The following is a 24,661-nucleotide window of genomic DNA, read 5'->3' as shown; positions in this document are numbered from 1 at the left end:
TTGCTTTAAGGATGTCGTATTGAATTAAGTTTTTGGTTGCTGACTCAACTGAGCACTGATTTGAGCGCACAAAACTTCAGGTTCAGCGCTACCAATGCGGATTTTTTTGCCGTCAGCTTTCGTTATACGTACAGCACCCTTGCCAGCTGCGTTGTACAACATACCTTCACGGGTAAAACGTATACCTTTGCCTTCGAACCACATGGTTTGACATACTTCAACGTGAGCGATCTCAGAAAATTTCAATTGCCATTTCGGCCAACCGAAAATACCAAACTGCCATTGCAAATCATGCTCATTTATTTTGATGGTGAGATGGCCAAAAATGCCCAAGACCAGCAAATTAATCACAGCAATCAACAACAAGCTTTGTAGCAATTGAGTAACCGCTAAATTTCGCCCATCAAAGATACTCACACCCAAGGTTAATAGTGGCAGCATGATCCACAACAAAGCCACCCATTGACGCGTTTGATATTTGGTTTGCATGACTTGATTCACAGTAATCACTTTCTAATTTTATTCATTAATCGTTTACCGATGTTTATAGCGACGGCAGACGAATTTACTTTCTTCTTTTTTGATTTCTTTGCACTAGGATCGCAACAAATACAATCAAAATCACAGGCAAAATGCTATTCGTCATTCGCTCCCTCTCAATTATACAGAGTGCCGGTGTTAATCACGGGCTGGGTATCTTTATCCGAACACAAAACCACCAGCAAATTACTGACCATAGCGGCCTTACGTTCATCGTCGAGTTCGACAATTTTTCTTTCTGACAAACCAAGCAAAGCCTCTTCCACCATACTCACTGCACCGTGCACGATTTTTTTACGGGCACTGATGATTGCTTCAGCTTGCTGACGGCGTAACATTACTTGTGCAATTTCTTGTGCATAGGCTAAATGGGTGAGTTTTGCGTCCTCGACATCAATACCAGCAGCAATGAATCGATTATGTAATTCCTGACGCATCGCGTCCGCCACCACGTCCATACCAGCGCGCAAGGTAGTTTCACCTTCGCTCAGATCTTCACCATCATCATAGGCATATTGCGATGCCAAATGGCGGAGTGCGGCTTCTGCCTGCACATTAACGAAACGCTCAAAATCTTCAACGTTATAGATCGCCAATGAGGTTTCTTCCACGCGCCAGACGATAGCCGCACCAATTTCCACTGGATTTCCACGCTTGTCATTCACTTTTAATGGAGGCGTGTTTAAGGTCCGAGCGCGCAGACTTAATTTGCGTTTGCTAAACAAAGGATTGGCCCAACGCAGTCCTTCACTGCGATCAGTTCCTTTGTATTTCCCAAACAAAGAGAGTAAAGCGGCCTCATTCGGCTGCAACATGTACAACCCGGTCAAAATCAAGATACCAAACGCGATAACAACGAATCGCAGCAACACAGCACTCACCGCTGGCTGCTGGCCTTCCATTAACAAAGTAACAAAAGCATAAATCCCGCCAACAATCAATAAGAAGCCTAGTGCAATCATCGCGTAGCCATCTATTGATGCATAACCAAACTCACGCATGGCCAACTTCTTTTCTTCTTTTTTTATAAGCGATTTATTTTCCGCATTTGCAGAAACTTCTTTTACTGTTTCCATTCTTTTCTCCTATGGATTAATTTCAATTTACTAGCATGTGGTCAAAAACATGGTGAAATCAAAGTGATATCACTTTAGGATCATAGGATCGAGTTGTCAAGCAGATTTATCAAAATTTAAAAAACCACAACAACCACCATTTTTGACGCTTCAGGTAAGATACGAACCAATCTAAAAGTCCGCCTTTCTCATCAATGAAAACCGAAATACGCACCGAAGTTGCCCAACTTTGGCAAATCGCTTGGCCAGTCCTGATTGGACAATTGGCGACTGTTGGCATGTCCGTTGCCGATGTTGCAATGACCGGACATCTTAGCGCGCAAGATCTGGCTGCTGTGGCGCTTGGGGCTTCGCTCTGGTCCATTATTTTAGTGACAGTGATGGGTGTGATGATTTCCGTCAATGCTGTAGTCGCCCATGAAGTGGGCGCTGCAGCACTAGACAAAGTGCCACACATCATGCGCCAGGCTATGTGGATGGGTTTAGGTGTTGGCACTGTTGCCTGTATCTTACTAAATCTCTCTACTATCGTTTTTGACTATCTTCAGCTCGAACCGTTCGTACAAGCCAAAGCAACAGAATTTGTTCGGGTCATCAGCATAGGAATGCCTGCGTTCGCGATGTACCGTGCCTTGTATAGTTACACCACCAGCTTAAACCACACTAAACCGGTTATGGTGATTGCGCTAATGGGCTTGGCTTTTAATATCGTTGTTAATTGGTTGTTTATTTATGGCAAATGGGGATTCCCGCAATTAGGCTCAACAGGTTGTGCGATTGCTACTGGTATTGGCATGTGGCTAATGCTGGCTGCGATGATATGGTGGACACATAGGGCAGCGGCTTATAAACAGACCTTTCCGTTCACTCACAGAGAGGCGCCCAAATGGAGCGAAATTCGCTCAATGTTACGCATAGGTTTACCAATCGGCGTCACCTATTTTGCCGAAGTATCCGCCTTCTGCGCTGTTGGCCTGCTGGTGGCACGTTTTGGAGTCGTTGCCATTTCAGCCAATCAGATAGCCTTAAATTTTTCTTCACTAGTCTTTATGATACCGATGAGTTTAGGTATTGCATTGACGACGCGGGTTAGTCAAACACTGGGCGAAAAAGATGTCGTCAAAGCGCGATTCATTTCTTGGACCGGTGTTAGTGTATCGCTCATATTTGCCGTAGTTTCTGCCACTTTGATGACCTTGTTCCGGCACCAGGTCGCGGCAGCTTACACCTCCGATCCGGCGGTACAAACAGTCGCTGCTAATCTCCTATTACTTGCAGCAATTTTTCAGCTCTCAGATGCAGCACAAGTGACGCTATCCTGTGCCTTACGCGGTTATAAAGTGACGCGCGTTCCTATGTTTATTCACATCATGGCGTTTTATGGCTTTGCATTGCCAATTGGCGCCATTCTGGGTTTGTCACCGAGTTGGTTCCCTTGGAGCCCGGCACAACCAATGGAGGCGGCTGGTTTTTGGATAGGCTTAGTACTCGGTCTTACCGTTGCTGCAATTTTATTGGGGATTTTCCTGCATCGGTTATCTGTCGCTAAGATCGCCTACGACACGCACAAACCAGCTTGACGCTTGCACGAATAGGTCTTTTCAATAGGCACTGGTGTAAAATGGCGACTTATTTCAAAATTTCTCTGAAGTTTTGTTTCAATTCTGTTTCGTTTACATCTGAGTCAGCTCAGTTTTTTCTAAGTAAAGTTCATCATGAGTCTTCAATGCGGTATCGTCGGCCTGCCTAACGTCGGCAAATCTACTCTTTTTAATGCTTTGACAAAAGCAGGCATTCCCGCAGAAAACTACCCTTTCTGTACTATTGAACCAAACGTTGGCGTGGTAGAAGTGCCAGATCCACGTCTAAAACAATTGTCCGACATCGTTAAACCCGAGCGCGTACAAAACGCTATCGTTGAATTTGTTGACATCGCCGGTTTGGTTGCAGGCGCGTCAAAAGGCGAAGGTTTGGGCAACCAATTCTTGGCACACATCCGCGAAACAGATGCGATTGTGAACGTAGTACGTTGCTTCGAAGATGACAACGTGATTCACGTTGCTGGTAAAGTCAGCCCACTTGATGATATCGAAGTCATACAAACCGAACTCTGTCTCGCCGACATGGGCGCGGTAGAAAAAGCTATCCATCGCGAGAACAAAAAAGCACGTTCAGGTGACAAAGACGCCGTGAAACTGGTGGCCCTGCTTGAAAAAATCATGCCAGGCCTAAACGAGGCAAAACCTGTGCGCGCCATGGGCTTAGACAAAGAAGAAATGGCGTTGATCAAGACAATGTGCCTGATCACAGCAAAACCAGCCATGTATGTAGCCAACGTTTCGGATCATGGCTTCACGAACAATCCTTTGCTCGATCAATTAACCACTTACGCGGCATCCCAGAACGCGCCTATCGTCGCCATTTGTGCGTCAATTGAATCGGAGATCGCCGATCTGGAAGACGCCGACAAAACAGAATTTCTAGCCGACATGGGCATGGAAGAACCCGGCTTGGATCGTCTGATCCGCGCTGCCTTCAAACTCTTAGGCCTACAAACTTACTTCACGGCGGGTGTCAAAGAAGTACGCGCTTGGACGATTCATGTAGGTGACACAGCACCACAAGCAGCTGGCGTGATCCACACCGACTTCGAACGCGGCTTCATTCGCGCACAAACCATCGCTTTTGATGATTACATTGCCCACAAAGGCGAAGCTGGCGCGAAAGAAGCTGGAAAAATGCGTGCTGAGGGTAAAGAATATGTGGTGAAAGACGGCGATGTGTTGAATTTCTTGTTCAATGTTTAAGCGGCGTCTAAGCAATTTCTAGCTAACACTAAGTAACTCCTAAGTCGCACAAATTTTGACAAAAGGCCGCGTTTACGTGGCCTTTTGTATTTTACGCAGCGTTTATAGTTGTCCTTGATGGCTATAGAGTTGAAGCAGTTTACAAAGAAGCCGAAGTGCAAGTAAGGGCTAACTTAATACAAAATTTGGAGTGGCTTTAAGATACTCCATTCAACTTATTTCTCCTCAGCCCCCTCACCACACGACTAAACGTCATGTAATGCGCATTAAAAAATAAGCAGCGACTTCTTCCATGCTGTACGCGTGGGATCGATAAGCAGCCACCACAACTTCATTGCGATCAGCCGTTACTTCGGAATATTCCACCACACCCAGCGCTAAGACACGTATATACACAGTCAATAGCTCGAAAAAGCGCAGAAAAGTCACATTCCGATCTAAAAATCGCGCAAATTTCTGAGAATATTTCAAATAATTTCAAAATCACCTACTTTTGCGAAAACGGGATGATATCCGTATAGTAGGGCATGTTAGAATTTTGCGATGCCAAACTCACTGCTTATTTTGGGCATTTGCGCAAATAGCCAGAGAAAATACCTCTGCAAAATTAGATGCACTTTGGCCGCTGCTTCGGTGCGTAAAACCAGAACCAAAACAATCCTTTAATTTAAATCGGAGCGGTCAAAACATGCACGAATCGCGTTTGGATGTCTTTTTACTTGGCCAGCCACAGGCCAATGTTACAGTAGCCACTTTGGTACAAAACTTAGCGCTAGCATTCAAAAAAGATAGTGCTCTTATTGAGAAAATGTTGAGTCGTTCACGCTGTTTGATTAAAGCGGATGTGGAACCAGCGCTAGCCGAAAAATACCGGAAGATCATTCTCGAAGCGGGTGGCACATGTGAACTCGTTGCGAGCACAAAAACTTCAGCGCCGACCAGCGCTTCTGCCGCGACGACTGTGACACCAACGCTAGCGAGCAACACCCCTCCACCTAATTCACAGAATTCACAGAATTCACAGAATTCACCTAACTTGCATAACGTGCAAGCACCACCAGTCACCGAAGCCCGGCTCAGCAATACAAACCGCGACACGGTGCAGGTAGAAAAAAATGCGCCGCATTATTGCTATAAATGCGGCAAGAGTATTAATCCCGAACTCGCCAAATGCCCACACTGCTTAACGCCTAAAATGGCCTATGTGAGTAAAGATAAATTCACCGCTGTCATTTTATCTTTCCTATTAGGTGGCCTTGGCGTGCATCGTTTTTATCTTGGTCAATGGTGGGGAATTTTCTACATCATATTTTGGGGCACCTTGATTCCTAGCATTATTTCGGTGATTGAAGCTCTGGTATTTTTGCTTACCCCTCAAGAAAAATGGAACCGAAAATACGGACAAGTTGCGCGTTCTGGCAGCGCTACCGTGGTGATAATGGTGGTGGCAGTTTTTCTGTTTATCGCTATGATTGGCATTCTTGCAGCGGTTGCATTACCTGCATATCACGACTATACCGTGCGGGCGAAAATTAATGGGGCTATGCCATTGGTCAATAGCACTCGCGATAAAGTCACTGCCTACATTAAACAAGCAAAAACGATCCCTAACAATAACGCAAGTGCCGCGCTGCCAGATAATATTAGTAGCGAATTTATCGCCTCTATCAAACTAAAGGAAAACGCAAACATAGAAGTTGTTTTCAACATTGACAGCCTAAAAGAAAGCAATACTTTAATCCTGAGCCCTAGCGAAAAAAATGGCGAGATCACGTGGTCATGCATGGGTGGAACACTCAATGATCGCTTCCGTGAACCGAAGTGTCGCAACGGTATTCCAGCCACCAATACAGACAACTCAGCTCAAGCGGCAGCAGGTAAAGCGACTAAGACTTTGCAGAGCAATGACCTTAGCGTCAGTGTCGACGTACCCAATAGTTGGTCGAGAAATGATAGCCTATTAGCTGAGGCAGTATTGGGTGCCGCTCAAATGCGGGAAGAAAACTATCTAATTATTTTAAAAGATTCAAGAATTGATTTCGAGAAAAAATTTACTTTGAGCGACTACACAAGGGTAGTCCAAAAGAGTATGCAAAACGAAGTTAAAAACGCGCAATTAATCGGCAGCGTCACCAAACTAACGATTAACAACGCGCCCGCTGAACAGTTTGTATTAACCGGATCAGCCGATGGTCTAAAAGTCGCCTATTTGGTTACTAGTGTGGAAGCCGACAACAACTATTATAGGGTAGTCGCATGGACATTGCTATCGCGACTAGACACCAATAAACCTGTGCTTAACAATGCGAGTACTAGTATTAAGTTTAAAAATTAATCGCAAGGTAATATTTTGAAACAGGCATGTGGTCTGTAATAAATTTATTGCGATGATTTGCGATGATTTGCGATGATTTGCGATGATTTGCGAGTATTTGGCTCGACCACATGACTACCTAGGGGCTAATGGGTACCCCACCTAAATCCCTACGCCGATTTTCAAAGTTAAGGCTTAAGCCCGTGTTCCAAATAAAGGACCGTCTCTTCCACACTTTCATCCCTAGCTTGCTGAACCAACATCAACCCGGTCGTTTTGTTTTGAACAATTCCATTTGATCCAAAAAAAAAGATCTAATCCATGTTCTAGCTTTGCATGTGAGTCACCCGCTTCAGCAGCAAACTTAAAGAGAAGGGAAGCTTTTTCAAGGTTTTGATCTACTGAATTTCCATATTTAAAACAGTAGGCAAGATCACATGCCGCTTTAGCATATCCCAGATTTGTAGCTTGCTCCAAAAGGCGAATTCTTCGCTTCTCGAACTCTTCACTGCTCTCTTTCCGATAAAAACTAAACGTAGAATACAAATAGATTGCGTCTGCGCAGTTTTTCTCAATTAGAGGAGCTAGCATTTTATACGCTGCGCGTAAGGCACCAGATGCAATTTTTTCACGTGCTTTTTGTAAGCGAACTAAGTGGTTAAACGCACTCATAGGAACCTTTCTGTGCATACGGAGATCTTTGTTCACCTTTAGACCCGTACACCTAATTTGAACATGATGAGAATCAAAATGGTCAGCACTAACATCACTAATTCGAAAAAAATATTGCACTAATCCGAACTATTAGGGAACCTTTACGATTAGTACTTCTCAAGCCAGCTTTTCAAATTATCTCGCTTAAGTAAATGTATAAATTCTACAACCTCATTCCTCCACTGCAAACTCAAGCTCAATCAACGCATTATCACCCCATGCCCGATCAAACAAATTAACCGTAAATCCTCGGTGGTCACTACTCAACGGTAAAACTTCTGAACGAGATTCGTTAAAAATTCTGGCGCTTTTCAAGCCTTGATTTTCATAAAAGGTCCAATTCAAACGCGGCGACTCGCATAAATTGTCTGCGGTAACACCACGCAAATTGAACTCTCTGCGCAATTTTTCTATATTTTCCATGGCGGCAAATACTTCACAAGTTAAGCGCAGGTCACCGATGCGACGCTGATGTGTGGATAAGCTCGACGTACGTAGCGCCAACAAATTCCATCGCACCCAATTCTGTTTTTGATTCAAGACCAGATCGGCATTTTCGTCTGCCGCCTTCTGATTGCGGGGCAATTCGAAGCTACCGTTCGCAGCCAATACAATGGGAACTTGTATCGTATCGCCGACAATCTTGAGGCGGATATCTGCCAACGCGAGACCTTCAACTTGGGGTCTGACAATAAAACGCAACTTCGTCTCAGGCGCCAAAGCGTGGTGACGCTCAAATGCATTCAAACCATTCAACATTTGGCGATAAGGCTTCCAATCTTGATCCTTCATACCACTCACCTGAACTGTCTGCGTATGCTTTTGTCCCGACTTAACGACAGCTGTACCCTCTTCGATGGGCACTGTGACAGGTGATTGCTGTACAGTAAAAACCAATGGCGTACTCAAACAAAGAGCGCACAGCAGACTGGTCGACAAAACAAAAGCATTCATAGCATGTAAAAAAATGTGAGTTTTTGTTAATCGTAGACGGGCTATGATACAGTAACAAAATTGTTGCAAAAAAGCTTTTACTTGAACCCCTGCTCGCGAGAGATTCCATGGATAAGTCACTTACCTTCACGGCCAGTCAACACGGCGATCCTATGCAACACGAAATCGAAGTGGTACGCGCTCAGTTGAGTGATTTGTTGGCAGAAGCGCGCCACAATCAAGAGATTCTGTCTCGCCATCAGACGCTAGATTTACAACTCATAGGCGCTCATAGTTTTCGTGAATTAATTGGGCATATTTTTGTCACTCTGGCAGAAATCTGTGAGCTCGATCAAGTGACTTTATCCCTACTCAATTCTCAACATAATCTGCAAGAAATGCTGGCAGATCTAAAAATTGATAGTGCGGAATTCCCTTTTCTTCTTTTCGTACAAAGTGAAACCGAACTACGTCTCAACAATAAACCCTTGAGAAAGCCCGTACTCGGTGCCTATGACAAAGCACAACACGCTAAGTTGTTTGCGCCTTGCGCTGAACAACCAATTAGTATCGCGGTCATTCCATTAATTCGGCAAAGCAAATTGTTAGGCAGCTTAAATGTAGGCAGTAGCAATCCTGACCGGTTTGTCAGCGATATGGGTACTGACTTTATCGAGCGGCTTGGTTCCATCATCGCGATCTGTCTTGAAAATGTCATTAATAGCGAACGCCTGACGCAAATCGGTTTAACCGATGCCTTAACCAACGTCAGCAATCGCCGCCATGTAGAACAGCGCATGTTGGAAGAAATCGCGCGTGCGCGTCGTCAGCATTACGGCATTTCTTGCATGTATCTGGACATCGATCACTTCAAAAAAATTAATGATGTACACGGTCATCACGGTGGTGACGAAGTCTTAAAAGAGACAGCAAAACGCATCAAAGCTGAGCTACGTTTAAGTGACACTTTGGGACGATTTGGCGGTGAAGAATTTATAGTACTACTGGTCAACGCCAGTCATAGCGACGCTAAACATGTCGCAGAACGGATACGAAAAAGCGTGGCCGAGAAGGCGTTCATATTAAGCATGACAGGATTATGTGACGTCACTTTATCGATAGGTATTGCAACGCTATCGGATGATCATAATCTGGGAGAAATTGAAAACGCGGCGCAGACTTTATTACTGCGCGCTGACCGGGCTTTGTATAGCGCGAAAGATCAAGGACGAAATCGCGTATGCGAATCGCTGGAAGATTAATTCTGTCCAGTGATTGATTCCGTTTGAAGCTCCAAGCTTCAAACTTTTTTTGCAGCAGCTTGTAGCGTTTCGTATTTCGCCATCAATTGCTCTTTGGTCTCGCGCCAAGCTGGATTAAACGGAATGCAACTGACGGGGCAGACTTGTTGACATTGCGGCTCATCATAATGGCCGACACACTCCGTGCATTTATTGGGATCGATTTCATAAATTTCTGGGCCCATATAAATCGCTTCATTAGGGCATTCAGGTTCACATACATCACAATTGATGCAATCATCGGTAATTAGTAGCGCCATATTGTCTTTGTTACTTATTTTGTTCGGTGATTTTCTTCTTCAACCATGCATCGACTGAAGGAAATACAAATTTTGAAACGTCCCCACCAAACTGCGCAATCTCACGCACGATAGTGCCGGAAATAAATTGATATTGATCCGAGGGCGTCAAGAACATCGTTTCGACATCCGGCAATAAATAGCGATTCATGCCCGCCATTTGAAATTCGTATTCAAAGTCAGAAACAGCGCGCAAACCACGCACAATCACCCGCGCATCATTCTTACGCACAAAGTCTTTCAGCAAACCAGAAAAACTTTCCACCCGAACATTAGGATAATGCCCCAGGACTTCGTTCGCGATGCTGAGGCGTTCTTCGAGTGAGAAAAAGGGTTTCTTATTTTTGCTGTCGGCAACACCGACTATCAAGGTGTCAAACAATCCTGAGGCTCGACGTACCAAGTCTTCATGGCCACGCGTAAGCGGATCAAAAGTTCCTGGATAAACAGCTGTAACCATTTTTTTTCCTTGGTGTGTAGTGTGCGATTTTTTACCAGGTTCTTAGCGACAATTGACGCCCGTCGGCAGACCTAGCATTTAATTTTAGATGCGCATTATCCCAGATTTTAATCCGCTTCACCGGACTCAGTGTTGCGTTGCAACAAATGAAAGTACACGCTACCCGCCTTATCTTGACGCAAGACTTGCCATCCGATACACCATGAGGGCACGCCGACGGTGTCCTGTACGTCTAGCGCCTGTTCAGATTCCACATACAAAACACCATCATCCGTTAACAGGTCCCCGCAATGGGGCATAATTCTTTCTAGGTAACCTAAGTTAAACGGTGGATCAAGAAATATCAGATCAAATTTCTCACCGCGCGAAACCAGTTGTTTAGCCAATAGCAAAGCGTCACCACGCTGCAAGCTAATCTGTTCTGCTTTTAACTTTGCTTTAGTTTGTTCCAATTGTTTGAAAGCAGGGGTAAACGCTTCAAACATAGTCACTTTAGCGGCACCACGGCTCGCCGCTTCAAAGCCCAAAGCACCACTACCAGCGAACATATCGAGGCAAGCTATGCGCCCCCACTGGCTATTAAACACATGGTTCAACCAATTAAATACCGTCTCGCGCACCCGATCAGGAGTCGGACGCAAACCATCAGCGCTGACCACCGTCAGAGGCGTACGCTTCCAGTCACCGCCGATAATACGGACTTGATGGCTAGCCTGGCTATGATTGGCTCGCTTATTAGTAGGCTTAGCCGATAGACTCACCGAGGACGTTGGCGGTTTAGGGCGATTCTTGTTGTGATTCATAGTGGCTGCGAAAAATCGTCGGTGTGCTCTGTTAGAATGGCAGCATTCTAAAGGTTTTTCGCAGCAGGACTGTCATTCTATGGCGTTCTTTGCCAATTTTTCTGGTTTGACATAAGCATTTGATAAGCTTAACAAAAGCCAAATGCCGCTGCCCGCGAATTATCTCAACACTTATCTTTTTGAGTCAACACGGATCCATGTTTAGCTTTTTCAGAAAAAAAACACCTGAGCCAGTCGTCATCACTGCCAACCCTGAAGTCGAAGAAATTAAACAGGGAATCAGTGACACAACAAACCAACAGTCTATTTCCAACGAAGCTGCAATTGAGCCAACTCGAAACAACGTGGCGCACCAAGTAAGCGTGGAGGCTGTGCCCGAAACGGCATCGCCGGCAGCGCCCGCTAAACTGTCTTGGATAGCACGATTAAAACAAGGCCTGGCAAAAACCTCGTCTAATTTAACAACGTTGTTCATCGGCGCCAAAATCGATGACGATTTGTATGAAGAGTTAGAAGCAGCATTACTGACCTCCGATGCTGGCGTGGAAGCCACCCAGCATTTGTTAGACAACTTAAAACGCAAAGTCAGAGAAGAAAAATTAACCGAAGCGGAACAAGTCAAAGCGGCATTAAAAGTCTTATTACTCGACTTGCTATTGCCACTACAGAAGCCGTTTGAACTCGGTCGTTACCAACCATTAGTCATGATGATTGCGGGTGTCAATGGCGCAGGTAAAACCACCACCATCGGCAAGCTTGCCAAGCATATGCAAGTACATAATCAATCCGTGGTCTTAGCGGCGGGCGACACTTTCCGCGCTGCCGCCCGCGAACAGTTAATGGTCTGGGGTGAGCGCAATAATATTACCGTCATTGCGCAGGAGTCTGGTGATCCGGCTGCAGTGGCATTTGACGCGGTAGCTTCCGCCAAAGCGCGTGCTACCAATGTAGTCATGGTCGATACCGCTGGGCGCTTACCGACACAGTTGCATTTAATGGAAGAACTGAAAAAGATTAAGCGGGTAATCGCCAAAGGTATGGAAGGTGCGCCGCAAGAAGTCTTGCTAGTCATTGATGGCAATACTGGGCAAAACGCCTTGGCACAGGTGAAAGCTTTCGACGACGCATTACAATTGACCGGCTTGATTATCACGAAATTAGATGGCACTGCCAAAGGTGGCGTATTGGCCGCCATTGCCAAAACACGACCGATTCCTGTGTATTTCATTGGCGTTGGTGAACAAATTGAAGATTTGCAGGCGTTCGATGCACAAGAATTTGTAGATGCTTTGCTCAACTAAGCAAATAACTGCGTAGTGACGATGTAAATAGAGAGTTAGATCGCGATGATTGAATTTCAACATGTATCGAAAGCCTATGCCCATGACATTTATGCCTTGCGCGATGTCTCGTTTTCTATTGGCGATGGCGAATTAGTTTTCTTAGCAGGCCCCTCCGGGGCAGGTAAGTCTACCGTACTCAAAATGATCGCAGGCCTAGAAAGACCTAGCAGCGGCTTGGTCTTGATGAACGGTCAAAGCATCAGCAAATTGAAAAGCGGCAGCCTGCCTTACTTACGTCGCAAGCTCGGTCTGATTTTGCAAGGACAAGGTCTTCTACTGGATCGTAGCGTATTGGCCAATGTGATGTTACCTATGGTCGTGGTGGGCGAATCGGTGGCGAATGCAGAAACCCGTGCCTACGCAGCGCTGGAGCGTTTGAACATTCAAGACAAAGCTGATGCTTCGCCGCTTTCCCTATCTGGCGGCGAACAGCAACGTGTCGCCATCGCCCGTGCCATTGTTAATCGCCCACAAATCATCCTCGCCGATGAACCAACTGCCTATTTGGATCGTGAGAATGCGGTGATTGTCATCAATGCACTAAAGGCCTTTCAACGCTCAGGTGTAACCTGCATTATTTCCAGCCACGATGAACAATTTCTGGAGCAGGCAAACCGCGTTATTTATTTGAGTAAAGGTGAGGTCACTGACTCCTGGACTTCTGCCGTCGTGCCTTCAGCTTCAACCGTGGCAACAGCCGCAAACGCAGCTTCGTTGACATCAACGATCTGATTAAGATTGGTAAGGATAAAACTTCATTATGACCAACTGGTTTCGTCAACATGCCTATGCCTTACGCGCCGCTTTTACCCATTTACGGGCAGCACCAGGCAACTTTTTGTTTAATGTGCTGGTGGTCGCGATAGCATTGTCTCTGCCTATCGCGGGTTTAACCGTATTAGAAAATATACGTCCAGTCGCCTCACAACTTTCGATAGAACCTGAGATCAGTGTGTTTTTGAAACCTGATTTGGCCAGTGTTGATGCAGCAGCAATGGCGACGCCAATTAAGAATGTACTGAAAGACCTCAAAGTTAGCGCCAAAGTGAAATTTGTCCCAAAAGACAAAGCACTGGCCGCCATGGAAGGCACAAATAGTCTGGCGGAAGTGTTGGCAACTTTGGGTGGCAATCCCCTGCCTGACGCTTATGTGCTGTCTTTAGCCAATGCCGATAGCAATAAAGCAGATCAACTCACCACCTCCTTGCGCGGATTGGATAACATTGACGTTGTGCAAGTTGATTCCGAATGGGTCAAGCGTTTGGCTGCACTCTTGCAAGTTTTGCAGATGGTGTTGTTATTTCTGGCAGGTACCTTAGCGGTCGTGGTGATCGTGGTGGTGTTTAATGCAACACGCTTGCAGGTACTTTCGCATCAAGCCGAAATCAGCGTAAGCCGTATGTTAGGCGCGACCAACAGTTTCATTCATAAGCCTTATTACTATACTGGCGCGATGCTCGGTGTATTGGCAGGTGGGCTTGCATTGAGCCTAGTTGCCCTGTCTTTACAGCCCTTAAACCAAGCCATCGCAGAATTTGCGAAATTGTATGCATCTGAATTTCATCTCAGCCCGCTTGGGATCTTGCCCAGCTTGGGTCTGATCGCCATCAGCAAAATTTTGGGGCTGTGTGGTGCTTATTTGTCTGTGCGACGTCAGCTCTCTAAAATTCCACAATAATTTCAATTATTTAGTGTCACTCCCTAATTATTGGCATTTTTAATGATCAAAAAAATCATTAGTCCTCAGTAAAAAATTAGACTTTTTATACATTGCCCCTTGAAATTCGACAAAACAAACAGATTATTAGCACTCATCCCGATTGAGTGCTAATATTAGAACTTGAACGTATCGAAAAATAATTTTTGGTACCGCTTTACGGAATAATCTGATTTGATATCAGGAGGAAACATGACACAAACATCAGCACAAGGCTTTTTGCATTCTTCGGACAGCACGGCTTTAGCACTGGGTTTCACTGGCACGCTGGGCAATATTGATGCCTATATCTCTGCCGTCAATCGTTTGCCTATGTTGTCGCACGAAGAAGAAATTGATCTTGCGACAAAATTGAAGTTACAGAATGACCTAAACGCCGCGCAACAATTAGTTATGTCGCACTTGCGTCTGGTAGTCTCTATCGCGCGTGGTTACTTAGGTTATGGCTTACCGCATGCCGACTTGATTCAGGAAGGTAACATCGGTTTGATGAAAGCGGTCAAACGTTTCGATCCTGACCAAGGTGTACGCTTGGTGTCTTATGCTATGCATTGGATCAAAGCCGAAATGCATGAATACATCTTGAAAAACTGGCGCTTAGTCAAAGTCGCTACCACGAAAGCACAACGCAAGTTGTTCTTTAATTTGCGCTCAAACAAAGAAGGTCTGGATTCCATGACGCCTTCTCAGATTGACAAATTAGCTAGTAAACTAGATGTCAAGCGTGAAGATGTGATCGAAATGGAAATGCGTCTGTCTGGTCGCGATGTTGCTTTAGATGGCTCCAGCGATGACGAAGATGAAAAATTCGCGCCTATCGCTTACTTGAAAACAGAAGCAGAAGAGCCAACCCGTGTCATTGAAGCCCAACAGTATGATCGCTTGCAAAGCGAAGGTTTGGAAGCGGCATTATCCAAACTGGATCCACGTTCACGTCATATCATTGAGTCACGCTGGTTACAAAATGACGATGGTTCTGGCGCAACCTTGCATGACTTGGCTGATGAATACGGCGTATCCGCAGAACGCATACGCCAAATCGAAAGCGCAGCTTTGAAAAAAATGAAGAGTTCCTTGAGTAGCTATGCGTAAGGCTCAAGCAATTTAGTATCTACTCTCAAGCACAATAAAAAAGGCACTCAATTTATTTTGAGTGCCTTTTTCTTTGCTCTAACTGTTTTGAGTAACTTACTTATTTCAGTAAAATTTTCAGATCATGCACGATCGCTTCTGGTTTTTGACCATATTGAACATAGAGGCGAATACGACCTTCTGGATCAAACACATAACTAGCTGCCGTATGATCCATGGAATAGTTCTCTGGCGTACTACCTGCACTCTTTTGATAAAACACTTTGAATTCCTTGGCTACTTTCGCCGTCGCCGCTGCATCGCCGTATAGACCTAAGAAGCGCTTATCAAAATTGGGCACATAAGCAGCCAGTAAAGCTTGCGTATCGCGCTCCGGATCAACTGTTACGAAAAGCACTTGCACCTTGTCGGACAATGGCCCCAACTGCGTCATCACTTTCGCCATGTCAAACATAGTGGTAGGACAGACATCTGGACATTGCGTATAGCCAAAAAACAAAACAACCGCTCTACCTTTGAAATCTTGCAAAGTGCGTGTTTTGCCATTTTGGTCGGTGAGCGTGAACTCCTTACCGTAGGGTAAGCCCGTCAAATCAGTATTAATGAATTTTTCTGCTGTTTCAGTCTTGCCGCATGCAACAAGACCAAGCACTGACAAGAGGGACAAGGCCAATAAGCCACGACGCATCAAACGAGAGAACAAAATTGTTTTCATATTAAAGCTTTATGTAGTGGTCGACCAGAAGTGCGACAAACAGCAAGGACAAATAAACGATAGAAAAAGTGAAAGTCTTGCGTGCCAATACATCATCATAATGGCGATAAATCCGCCACGCGTACCATAAGAACGCCAATCCCAAAATCACCGCACTCACCAGATAGATCAGGCCACTCATCTTTGCGGCATAAGGCAACAATGTTGTCGCGAATAAAGCAATGGTGTACAACCAAACATGAAAGCGGGTAAATTCCATACCGTGCGTAATCGGCAGCATGGGCAAACCCGATTTAGCGTAATCATCACGGCGATACATCGCCAATGCCCAAAAATGTGGTGGCGTCCAGACAAATATAATCAACACTAGCAACCAAGCTTGCATCGGGACTTCATTGGCAATTGCAGCCCAACCTAGCGCTGGTGGCATAGCACCGGATAAACCGCCAATCACGATATTCTGTGGTGTTGCGGGCTTTAGAATAATCGTATAAATCACCGCGTATCCAACGAAAGTGACGAAGGTCAACCACATTGTCAAAGGGTTCACCAGTGCGTATAGCACCCACATGCCTGCACCACCTATGATTGCTGAAAAAATCACAATTTGCTTGGTGCTCAACTCACCTTGAGCACTAGGACGACGTGCCGTGCGCGCCATACGTGCATCAATCTCGCGTTCTACCAGACAGTTCACGGCAAAAGCGGCACCTGCGAGTAGCCATATGCCTATCGTTGCAACAACAACTACTTTCCAGTCTGGAAGAGTCGGCGTTGCCAGAAACATGCCGATCACCGCACAAAACACAGCGAGTTGGGTCACCCTAGGTTTAGTTAAGGCGATATATTGAAGAAAGCGATTACTCACAGTGCTGGGCTTAGTCATGTAGATGCAATGGGGGGACGGCGATTAAGAATTAAAATTGAGCGTAGCGTATCAAGTGCTCGTGCGAACACGATAGTTTAACATGCTCAGTAACAGCACAAGTAAGGCAGCGCCTGCATTATGCAAAACCGCTATCGATAAAGGCCATGAAAAATAAACCGTTGCTACGCCACTCAAAAACTGCACAAAGAGTACAGCCAAGATTGCATTGCTATTAGTTCTTAAAGTAGCATGCTTACGACACAAGAATGCCGTCAAGCCCAAACTCAAAAAAACTATCCAGGCAAAGCTACGATGCACCCATTGTATAGTCACTAACGCAGAATGAGGTAAATAATCACCGCTGGCGGTTTTCCCCAGTTCACGCCATAAGACATAAGCATGTTCAAAATCTAACTCGGGTATCACCTCGCCATTGCAAGATGGGTAATCATGACAAGCCAGTGCTGCATAGTTGGTACTAACCCAACCGCCTAATGCGATCTGCATCAGGAGCACTAAAAACACTACTGGAATCAGAGTTTTCAGCCATGGTCTGACGATAATTTCTGCTTTGGGTGATTCTCGCATCCAAGCCCAAACTAACAGCGATAACAAGGTCAATGCCAGCAGTAAGTGAATAGTCACAATAATCGGTTGCAGCTTCATTGTGACGGTCCATTTACCAAAAGCACCTTGCACCAGAACCAATACAAACAATACCGTTGCCAGCCAAGGCGAATGGCGTAAGCTGGAACGACGCCACCAAGCGATGATCAACTGGGCGGTAATCAAGACGCCAACGCACATCGCCAAATAGCGATGTATCATTTCTATCCAAGCCTTCATCACAGTCACCGGGCCGGTGGGCATTAATGCTTCCGCTGCCTTAATCTCAGTGTGTGCCTGAAATGGATTAGCTTGACCATAGCAACCTGGCCAGTCTGGGCAGCCCAAACCGGAGTCCGTCAGACGCGTAAAGGCGCCAAACACAATCAAATCAAAAGTAAGGAACAAAGTCACAGCAATCAGCTTGCGGTATTTATTGCTGTCTTTGGATGCCCAGACTATAGCCAGTGGAAACAATGCAATCAATAGTCCATAAATAGCGAGTTGGATAAACATATTCAGTCGAGAGAGGTGCAGTTAGTGAGACGTTGGTAGATAAAAAAGGCAACTAAACGTCTAACCGATGGCTGAAGCTTTGAGCAATTTGCCAATATCTTTCTTAACTTTGTTTGGATCCGCATCTTTAGGAAAGCGCATCATCAAATTACCCAAAGGATCTATCAGATAAATATGGTCTTGAATTTGTGAGCCGCTTTCTGTAGGTAGCCATTTCTCCAAGGCTGCACGGTCAGTGCGCAATAGATAGGTGCCAGCGATACCAGGTTTTATTTGCGCATCAACTGTTTGGGTATCAGTGATTAACCAAACCCGCTCTATCCGATCCATCGCTTTACCTTGCGCCAAACGCAGCTGTCGCATTTCGAGTAGCTTTCTCTGGCACACCTCAGCACAACTTCCACCATCAACCTGTACCATCAGCCATTTGCCTTTTAGTTCACTTAAGGCCGAAGGCTTTGCGCCTTCCTCGTTCGTCATATTGAGTTCAGGCATAGGATACTGACGCGGATCGATAATCGTTCCGTAATTGTTCTTGTCAGTTGGTTTAATTACATAATAAGTAAAGTAGGACGCGATCATAGGTGCTGCGCACACGGCGAGCACGGCAAATAATTTCCAACGACCTGCTGTTTTTCTATTGTCTACGTTTTCCACGACGAATTCCTGTCACTACAAAAAAGATGGCCGCCATTAGTGCCAACCCATACCATTGAAATGCATACGCTCTATGCTTATCTGATCCTACTGAAGGTTTAGGCCAATCACGCACCAGACCATCGTTCATATCAGAGGTTTGCTCAAGCACTTTATCTACTATTTTTAGACCACTTTGCTTGCGCAGGTCGACCAAAGACAAACTTTGAATAATTGCGCCGGCCTTTAGAATCTCACTTTGCCCAAGTTGCATAGTGCGATCTAAATGATCGCGAATAACACCTTCAAGTTCCATCGGTCCCTCGTTGGTGAGCAACTCCGGCATTTTAGTTCGTTCTGCAGGATTGCGCTGACGCCAACCACGCGCGACCAAGATGGTGACATCACTATCTTGCAACTTGAATGGCATTAATACATAAAAACCGGCTACACCATGTAGTGGGCGATTATCGAGATACAAAGGCCAGCCACTAACAAATTGACCACGTAACTTTAAACGTTGAAACGCCGGCAAGTCGGCGAGTACACTACTTTTAGTAAGAATTTCCGCGGGCCTACGCATTTGTTCCTGAATGAGCTGCGCCAGCACTTCTTTTTCCTCCGCACGTCTGGTTTGCCAGTTACCCAAAGATATACCCAAAGCACACAACAAAGCGGTCATGACAAAAGGCAAGATGCGGATCAAAATAGACTTAAGCATTACAATAAGACTTTTGCAGAAAAGTGATGAATATGAAAATCCTAGTCGCCATAGCCTTCTTACTGATACTTGTCAGTCTGGGCTCAGCTTTAGTCTACTTAATGAAAGATAAAGGTAAGAGCAACCGCACAGTGAAAGCCCTGGCTTTTCGCGTGGGCTTCTCGATCAGCCTGTTTATCCTGATCCTGATCGCGCATCACTTTGGCTTAATACAACCGACAGGCATACGCTAAGACTAAAGTCTCTATGAACAAAAAGCCGCACTGAGTGCGGCTTTTTGTTTAATTACCTCTAATCATTATAGCCAGTAATTACAACCATCAATTAGAGCCAATAAACAACAACATACAAACCGAGCCAGACCACGTCAACAAAGTGCCAGTACCAAGCTGCGCCTTCAAACGCAAAATGATGGTCTGCTGTAAAGTGGCCTTTCATGTGGCGATATAAAACCACCGACAACATAATCGCACCCATAGTTACATGGAAACCGTGGAATCCGGTCAACATGTAAAAAGTTGAACCATAAATCCCGGATGTCAGTTTTAAATTCAATTCGCTGTACGCGTGCATATATTCATAGGCTTGGAAACCCATGAAGATTGCACCTAACAAGATCGTTGCAAATAACCAAAACGAAGTTTGTGGACGCTTGCCTTCACGTAATGCATGATGTGACAAAGTCAAAGTTACGCCAGAAGTTAACAACAATGCTGTATTGATCGTTGGGATAGGGAACGGTCCCATCGTTTTAAACGCTTCTATGGTGCCTGCAGGTCCAATATTCCCCCAGTGCGCAGCAAAATCAGGCCACAAAACTTTGTGATCCAGATCCGCCAACCACGGCATAGAGATGCTGCGTGCATAGAACAATGCGCCGAAGAATGCACCAAAGAACATCACTTCGGAGAAGATGAACCAACTCATACTCCAACGGAAGGAAGTATCAATGCGAGCACTATATTTACCACCTTCTGATTCAGCGATTGCGTCACCAAACCATTTGTACAAAACCACTAAGGTCAGGAAAATACCTGCAAAATTCAAATAGGCACCCCAAGTTGCGCCATTAACCCAAGCGGACGCGCCAAGCATAGTCAGCAGTAAAGTAATGCCGCCTAATACTGGCCACTGTGAAGGACCTGGCACGAAGTAGTACGGTGCACTAGCGTTATGAGAACTCATTTCCATCTCCCGATACAATTTTTTAAACTCAATTATTAACTAATATTAACTATTTTTTACTTAGCTACGACCTGTTTTACGATCACAATTAGAATCGTAATAAAAATCGCTGCGCCTAGCAAACCTGCAATGATGACATGAACAGGATTCAACTGTGCTGCATCCCTTTCATAAGCACTTCGCTTGCGGATTCCTAAAAACGACCAAAGCACCGCTTTCATCGTTGCTAAAAATGACGCCTTGCGTTTTGTTGCCTGCTTTAAGTCATCCATCTTTTACCCGTTTTTTATTGTCCAGTTTTACCAGCCGCTGGCTGTAGGCCAACCTCAAAAAAAGTATAAGACAAGGTAATAGTCTTCACATCTTTTGGCAATGCAGGATCAATAAAAAACGATACGGGCATTTGACGTGCTTCATTTGCTTCTAAAGTTTGCTGCTTAAAACAAAAACATTCCATCTTCTTGAAAAATGCTGCTGCCTGCTGTGGTGCGTAACTTGGAATCGCCTGAGCATCCATTTTATAGGACTGCTTGTTCACGACTTCATACACCACTTGCGCCATTTCACCAGGATGCACCTGCAAACTAGACACCGTAGGCCGAAAACGCCATGGGCCTTGGGTATTCGCATCAAACTCAATAGTAATCAAACGGCTTTTATCAACTTGAGAATTCACTACCGCATCAGCAGATATGTCTTTTGGCGTCAAGATATTGATACCAGTAATTTCACAAATCTGCTTGTAAATCGGAATCAAGGCATAACCAAAACCAAACATCACAACCGCAATAACCAACAACTTCTTTAACATCAAGAAATTCAGTTTTTTATTTTCAGTCTGGTCTTCGAGTGCTGCTGGTTTAATTTCCTGTTTTAGATCATCCGACATGCGTATTCCAATTTAGCCTCAACGAAACAAAGCTTGCTTGACAATGATACCGATGAAAAACACCAGCACGACCGATGCCAAAATCAATGCTGTGGTGAGATTACTTTTCTTTTGGTTTTTCATTTTCTAGCTACCCCGGCTTGCGCCGGGCTTAGTTTCATTGATTACTTAGGGCTTACTGCGTCAATTATTTGACTATGGGTGGTTCTTCAAACGTGTGGAATGGTGCTGGACTTGGTACTGTCCACTCCAAACCTTCAGCGCCTTCCCATGGTTTTGCATCAGCTGGCTTACCACCTTTGATCGATGGAATCACCACGAACAAGATGAAATACACCTGCATCAAACCGAAGCCAAACGCGCCAATAGAAGCGATCTGATTGAAGTCGGTGAACTGCGCTGGATAATCGGCATAACGACGTGGCATACCAGCTAATCCCAAGAAGTGCATAGGGAAGAAAGTGATATTGAAGAAAATCAAAGACAACCAAAAATGTGCTTTACCACGAGTTTCGTTATACATGAAACCTGTCCATTTTGGTCCCCAGTAGTAGAAACCAGCGAACAAGGCGAACAAGGAACCTGCCACCAAAACATAATGGAAGTGAGCCACAACATAGTAAGTATCCTGCAACTGGATATCGATAGGCGTTACAGCCAAAATCAAACCAGTAAAACCACCCATAGTAAATACGAAGATGAAACCAACCGCGAACAACATCGGCGTTTCGAAAGTCATCGAACCTTTCCACATCGTTGCGATCCAGTTAAACACTTTCACGCCTGTTGGAATAGAAATCAACATCGTTGCGTACATGAAGAACAACTGCGCCGTGACTGGCATACCAGTTGTAAACATGTGATGTGCCCAAACGATAAAGGACAAAATCGCGATGGAAGCTGTTGCATACACCATGGATGCATAACCAAACAAAGGCTTACGTGCAAATGCTGGGATGATTTGAGAAACAATACCGAAGGCTGGCAAAATCATGATGTACACCTCTGGATGTCCGAAGAACCAGAAAATATGTTGATACATCACTGGATCACCGCCACCAGCTGCATTAAAGAAAGAAGTACCGAAATGACGGTCAGTCAAAGTCATAGTAATCGCACCTGCCAAAACTGGCATAACAGCGATCAACAAGTAAGCAGTAATTAACCAAGTCCAGCAGAACATTGGCATCTTCATCAAAGTCATGCCAGGAGCGCGCATGTTCAAAATCGTTGTAATGATGTTGATCGAGCCCATGATGGAAGAAGCACCCATGATATGTACAGCGAAAATCGCCATATCCATACCAGGTCCCATTTGCGTCGATAATGGTGCGTACAAAGTCCAGCCAGCAGCAGTTGCGCCGCCAGGAACAAAGAAAGATCCAGCCAACAGAAGAGCCGCAGGCGGCATCAACCAGAAGGAGAAGTTATTCATACGTGCAAATGCCATATCGGATGCGCCGATTTGCAAAGGAATCATCCAGTTAGCAAATCCAACGAAAGCCGGCATAATCGCGCCAAACACCATGATCAAACCATGCATGGTCGTCAACTGATTAAAGAATTCTGGCTGCATTAACTGCAGACCTGGCTGGAACAATTCACTACGAATTGCCAGCGCCATTACACCACCAAGCATCAACATTGAAAACGCGAACCACAAATACAAGTTACCGATGTCTTTGTGGTTAGTCGCGAACAAATAACGACGCCAGCCATGTGGATGATCGTGGGCGTGGTCATCGTGACCATGAGAGTGATCGTGTGCGTGATCAGCTACTGTATTACTCATCTCTATCTCCTGTTCAATTACTTACGCGCAGCCAAAACTTCGGCTGGCTGGACGATATTTTCGGCGGACTTATTCGACCAGCTATTACGGCTATAAGTAATTACCGCTGCAATTTCTGTATCTGACAAAGTAGCTTTCCAAGCAGGCATGCCACGAATACCGTTCAACAAGATATCTACTTGGGCTGCTTTAGGACCAGTTACCACCGCAGAGCCATCTAACGCTGGGAACGCACCTGGAACACCTTTACCATTGGCTTGGTGACAAGCAACGCAATTGGCGGCGTAAACGCTTTCACCACGTTGTTTCAATTCATCTACTGTCCAAACTTTGCTTGGATCATCGGCTTTCGCGGCCATTTCTTTTTTCTTGCCATCAACCCATGCTGTGTAATCTGCATCAGAGACCACTTTCACAACGATAGGCATGAAAGCATGTTCTTTACCGCATAGCTCAACGCATTGACCGCGATAAGTACCGATTTTTTCTGCCTTAAACCAAGTATCACGAACAAAACCTGGGATCGCATCTTGTTTTACACCGAAAGCTGGGATAGTCCAGCCGTGAATAACGTCATTCGCGGTAGTGATAATGCGCACCTTTTTATTAACCGGAACAACGACTTCGTTATCCACTTCCAACAAGTAGTTAACGCTGCGTGCTTCGGTAGGTGCTAAGCCTGGCGCGCCTACTTGGCTGCGTGGCGTTGCTAAGGTAGACAAGAAAGAAATGCCTTCGCCTTCGCCTTTGAGGTAATCGTAGCCCCATTTCCACTGCATGCCTGTCGCTTTAATCGTGATATCTGCATTCGCAGTATCCTTCATCGCCACCACTGTTTTGGTTGCAGGCAACGCCATGCCAATAACAATGAAGAAAGGCACGATAGTCCACAAAATCTCAACCGTGGTACTTTCATGGAAAGTCGCAGGCTTGTGACCCAAGGACTTACGATGTTTCAAAATGGAGTAAAACATCACACCAAATACTGCGACGAAAATCGCCAAGCAGATATACAGCATGAGGTTATGGATGGAATATATCTGCTCCGCGATTTGTGTCACGGGTGTTTGCAGGTTTAACTGCTTGACGGCAGGACCACCTGGGCTATCTTTTACTGCCCAAGCTGGCATCCCAGCAGCCAAAAGCGAAGCACCCAGCACCAAAGAGGCACCCAGCGTTCTCGACTTTAATCGCATAGCATGTTTCATGATTTCCCCAAAAACCTATTAGAATTTTCAACAGAAGTTGCTCAAGAAAAACGCTGGCAACTTCCACAACTGCGAGAGTATAAAGCGTAAAGCTGCGCTATATCAAGAAGAAATCACGGTTCGCCT

The 24,661-nt window shown here is 45.3% G+C and carries 28 protein-coding genes; 9 read left to right on the top strand and 19 right to left on the bottom strand.

Annotated features, from left to right (window positions below; genetic code table 11):
* Positions 1–24 precede the first annotated feature (24 nt).
* Together ACO0KZ_RS14310 and ACO0KZ_RS14305 are read right to left on the bottom strand one after the other, a co-directional pair.
* Positions 25–489: a hypothetical protein gene (locus tag ACO0KZ_RS14310; RefSeq protein ID WP_422996335.1), complete on the bottom strand. Its 465-nt coding sequence runs from the start codon at positions 487–489 to the stop codon at positions 25–27.
* Between the two features lie 167 nt (positions 490–656).
* A complete protein-coding gene (locus ACO0KZ_RS14305; RefSeq protein ID WP_422996333.1) occupies positions 657–1,616 on the bottom strand; it encodes an SPFH domain-containing protein in 960 nt (319 codons plus the stop codon).
* A gap of 194 nt (positions 1,617–1,810) precedes the next feature.
* Here ACO0KZ_RS14305 and ACO0KZ_RS14300 point away from each other — a divergent pair, with 194 nt between their 5' ends.
* Together ACO0KZ_RS14300 and ychF are read left to right on the top strand one after the other, a co-directional pair.
* On the top strand, positions 1,811–3,196 hold the full coding sequence (locus ACO0KZ_RS14300; protein WP_422996331.1) for an MATE family efflux transporter: 1,386 nt from the start codon (positions 1,811–1,813) through the stop codon (positions 3,194–3,196).
* 135 nt (positions 3,197–3,331) lie between these two features.
* Complete coding sequence (ychF, locus tag ACO0KZ_RS14295; protein WP_422996329.1) at positions 3,332–4,423, top strand: redox-regulated ATPase YchF; 1,092 nt, start codon at positions 3,332–3,334, stop codon at positions 4,421–4,423.
* Between the two features lie 252 nt (positions 4,424–4,675).
* On the opposite strand, the gene ACO0KZ_RS14290 is transcribed toward ychF, so the two are convergent.
* Positions 4,676–4,852, bottom strand: a complete 177-nt coding sequence (locus ACO0KZ_RS14290; RefSeq protein WP_422996327.1) for a hypothetical protein — start codon at positions 4,850–4,852, stop codon at positions 4,676–4,678.
* 259 nt (positions 4,853–5,111) lie between these two features.
* On the opposite strand from ACO0KZ_RS14290, the gene ACO0KZ_RS14285 reads away from it, so the two are divergent.
* Positions 5,112–6,758, top strand: a complete 1,647-nt coding sequence (locus ACO0KZ_RS14285) for an NINE protein (RefSeq protein ID WP_422996325.1) — start codon at positions 5,112–5,114, stop codon at positions 6,756–6,758.
* A gap of 222 nt (positions 6,759–6,980) precedes the next feature.
* Here ACO0KZ_RS14285 and ACO0KZ_RS14280 read toward each other — a convergent pair whose 3' ends face one another.
* Together ACO0KZ_RS14280 and ACO0KZ_RS14275 are read right to left on the bottom strand one after the other, a co-directional pair.
* Complete coding sequence (locus ACO0KZ_RS14280; RefSeq protein WP_422996323.1) at positions 6,981–7,409, bottom strand: hypothetical protein; 429 nt, start codon at positions 7,407–7,409, stop codon at positions 6,981–6,983.
* A 213-nt stretch (positions 7,410–7,622) separates the two neighbouring features.
* The gene (locus ACO0KZ_RS14275; protein WP_422996321.1) at positions 7,623–8,405 is read right to left on the bottom strand and encodes a hypothetical protein; all 783 of its coding nucleotides are present in this window, start codon (positions 8,403–8,405) and stop codon (positions 7,623–7,625) included.
* Between the two features lie 107 nt (positions 8,406–8,512).
* On the opposite strand from ACO0KZ_RS14275, the gene ACO0KZ_RS14270 reads away from it, so the two are divergent.
* Positions 8,513–9,646 (top strand): DUF484 family protein, encoded by a 1,134-nt coding sequence (locus tag ACO0KZ_RS14270; protein WP_422996319.1) that lies wholly within the window; start codon positions 8,513–8,515, stop codon positions 9,644–9,646.
* Positions 9,647–9,684: 38 nt separating this feature from the next.
* Here the strand turns inward: ACO0KZ_RS14270 and ACO0KZ_RS14265 are convergent, their stop codons facing one another.
* From ACO0KZ_RS14265 to rsmD, 3 genes are all read right to left on the bottom strand, one after another.
* A complete protein-coding gene (locus ACO0KZ_RS14265) occupies positions 9,685–9,945 on the bottom strand; it encodes a YfhL family 4Fe-4S dicluster ferredoxin (RefSeq protein WP_314862689.1) in 261 nt (86 codons plus the stop codon).
* A 10-nt stretch (positions 9,946–9,955) separates the two neighbouring features.
* Positions 9,956–10,444, bottom strand: a complete 489-nt coding sequence (gene coaD / locus ACO0KZ_RS14260) for a pantetheine-phosphate adenylyltransferase (protein ID WP_390211647.1) — start codon at positions 10,442–10,444, stop codon at positions 9,956–9,958.
* 107 nt (positions 10,445–10,551) lie between these two features.
* Positions 10,552–11,247 (bottom strand): 16S rRNA (guanine(966)-N(2))-methyltransferase RsmD, encoded by a 696-nt coding sequence (gene rsmD, locus ACO0KZ_RS14255; protein ID WP_422996316.1) that lies wholly within the window; start codon positions 11,245–11,247, stop codon positions 10,552–10,554.
* A gap of 197 nt (positions 11,248–11,444) precedes the next feature.
* Here rsmD and ftsY point away from each other — a divergent pair, with 197 nt between their 5' ends.
* From ftsY to rpoH, 4 genes are all read left to right on the top strand, one after another.
* Positions 11,445–12,548, top strand: coding sequence for a signal recognition particle-docking protein FtsY (ftsY, locus tag ACO0KZ_RS14250; RefSeq protein WP_422996314.1), 1,104 nt, complete (start codon positions 11,445–11,447; stop codon positions 12,546–12,548).
* A gap of 45 nt (positions 12,549–12,593) precedes the next feature.
* The gene (locus tag ACO0KZ_RS14245) at positions 12,594–13,322 is read left to right on the top strand and encodes a cell division ATP-binding protein FtsE (protein WP_422996312.1); all 729 of its coding nucleotides are present in this window, start codon (positions 12,594–12,596) and stop codon (positions 13,320–13,322) included.
* 28 nt (positions 13,323–13,350) lie between these two features.
* Complete coding sequence (locus tag ACO0KZ_RS14240; RefSeq protein ID WP_422996310.1) at positions 13,351–14,268, top strand: cell division protein FtsX; 918 nt, start codon at positions 13,351–13,353, stop codon at positions 14,266–14,268.
* A 231-nt stretch (positions 14,269–14,499) separates the two neighbouring features.
* Entirely contained in the window at positions 14,500–15,399 is a 900-nt protein-coding gene (gene rpoH, locus ACO0KZ_RS14235; RefSeq protein WP_422996308.1) for an RNA polymerase sigma factor RpoH, read from the top strand.
* A 100-nt stretch (positions 15,400–15,499) separates the two neighbouring features.
* On the opposite strand, the gene ACO0KZ_RS14230 is transcribed toward rpoH, so the two are convergent.
* Genes ACO0KZ_RS14230 through ACO0KZ_RS14210 form a run of 5 tightly spaced genes read right to left on the bottom strand, consistent with a single transcriptional unit; the run spans position 15,500 to position 19,461 of the window.
* Positions 15,500–16,087: an SCO family protein gene (locus tag ACO0KZ_RS14230; RefSeq protein ID WP_422996639.1), complete on the bottom strand. Its 588-nt coding sequence runs from the start codon at positions 16,085–16,087 to the stop codon at positions 15,500–15,502.
* A 28-nt stretch (positions 16,088–16,115) separates the two neighbouring features.
* A complete protein-coding gene (gene cyoE / locus ACO0KZ_RS14225; RefSeq protein ID WP_422996306.1) occupies positions 16,116–17,000 on the bottom strand; it encodes a heme o synthase in 885 nt (294 codons plus the stop codon).
* A 51-nt stretch (positions 17,001–17,051) separates the two neighbouring features.
* Entirely contained in the window at positions 17,052–18,104 is a 1,053-nt protein-coding gene (locus ACO0KZ_RS14220) for a COX15/CtaA family protein (RefSeq protein ID WP_422996304.1), read from the bottom strand.
* A gap of 60 nt (positions 18,105–18,164) precedes the next feature.
* Positions 18,165–18,686, bottom strand: coding sequence for an SCO family protein (locus ACO0KZ_RS14215; RefSeq protein ID WP_422996637.1), 522 nt, complete (start codon positions 18,684–18,686; stop codon positions 18,165–18,167).
* Positions 18,687–18,741: 55 nt separating this feature from the next.
* Entirely contained in the window at positions 18,742–19,461 is a 720-nt protein-coding gene (locus ACO0KZ_RS14210; RefSeq protein ID WP_422996302.1) for an SURF1 family protein, read from the bottom strand.
* Between the two features lie 32 nt (positions 19,462–19,493).
* Here ACO0KZ_RS14210 and ACO0KZ_RS14205 point away from each other — a divergent pair, with 32 nt between their 5' ends.
* Entirely contained in the window at positions 19,494–19,694 is a 201-nt protein-coding gene (locus tag ACO0KZ_RS14205; protein WP_422996635.1) for a twin transmembrane helix small protein, read from the top strand.
* A 91-nt stretch (positions 19,695–19,785) separates the two neighbouring features.
* On the opposite strand, the gene ACO0KZ_RS14200 is transcribed toward ACO0KZ_RS14205, so the two are convergent.
* The 6 genes from ACO0KZ_RS14200 to coxB form a co-directional block, all read right to left on the bottom strand.
* Entirely contained in the window at positions 19,786–20,646 is an 861-nt protein-coding gene (locus ACO0KZ_RS14200; protein ID WP_422996300.1) for a cytochrome c oxidase subunit 3, read from the bottom strand.
* Between the two features lie 56 nt (positions 20,647–20,702).
* Positions 20,703–20,918, bottom strand: a complete 216-nt coding sequence (locus tag ACO0KZ_RS14195) for a DUF2970 domain-containing protein (RefSeq protein ID WP_422996298.1) — start codon at positions 20,916–20,918, stop codon at positions 20,703–20,705.
* A 14-nt stretch (positions 20,919–20,932) separates the two neighbouring features.
* Positions 20,933–21,535 carry a cytochrome c oxidase assembly protein gene (locus ACO0KZ_RS14190; RefSeq protein ID WP_422996296.1) on the bottom strand — a complete coding sequence of 201 codons (603 nt, stop codon included), beginning with the start codon at positions 21,533–21,535 and terminating at the stop codon, positions 20,933–20,935.
* A gap of 18 nt (positions 21,536–21,553) precedes the next feature.
* On the bottom strand, positions 21,554–21,658 hold the full coding sequence (locus ACO0KZ_RS14185; protein WP_422996294.1) for a cytochrome oxidase small assembly protein: 105 nt from the start codon (positions 21,656–21,658) through the stop codon (positions 21,554–21,556).
* 64 nt (positions 21,659–21,722) lie between these two features.
* Positions 21,723–23,327 (bottom strand): cytochrome c oxidase subunit I, encoded by a 1,605-nt coding sequence (gene ctaD / locus ACO0KZ_RS14180; RefSeq protein WP_422996292.1) that lies wholly within the window; start codon positions 23,325–23,327, stop codon positions 21,723–21,725.
* A 17-nt stretch (positions 23,328–23,344) separates the two neighbouring features.
* Positions 23,345–24,535, bottom strand: a complete 1,191-nt coding sequence (gene coxB / locus ACO0KZ_RS14175) for a cytochrome c oxidase subunit II (protein ID WP_422996290.1) — start codon at positions 24,533–24,535, stop codon at positions 23,345–23,347.
* Between the last annotated feature and the right edge of the window lie 126 nt (positions 24,536–24,661).

This window comes from Undibacterium sp. Di24W, assembly GCF_049340325.1.
Taxonomy (GTDB): domain Bacteria; phylum Pseudomonadota; class Gammaproteobacteria; order Burkholderiales; family Burkholderiaceae_D; genus Undibacterium.
The sequence above is the reverse complement of the archived record's forward strand: the minus strand, read 5'-3'. Positions and strand labels throughout refer to the sequence as shown.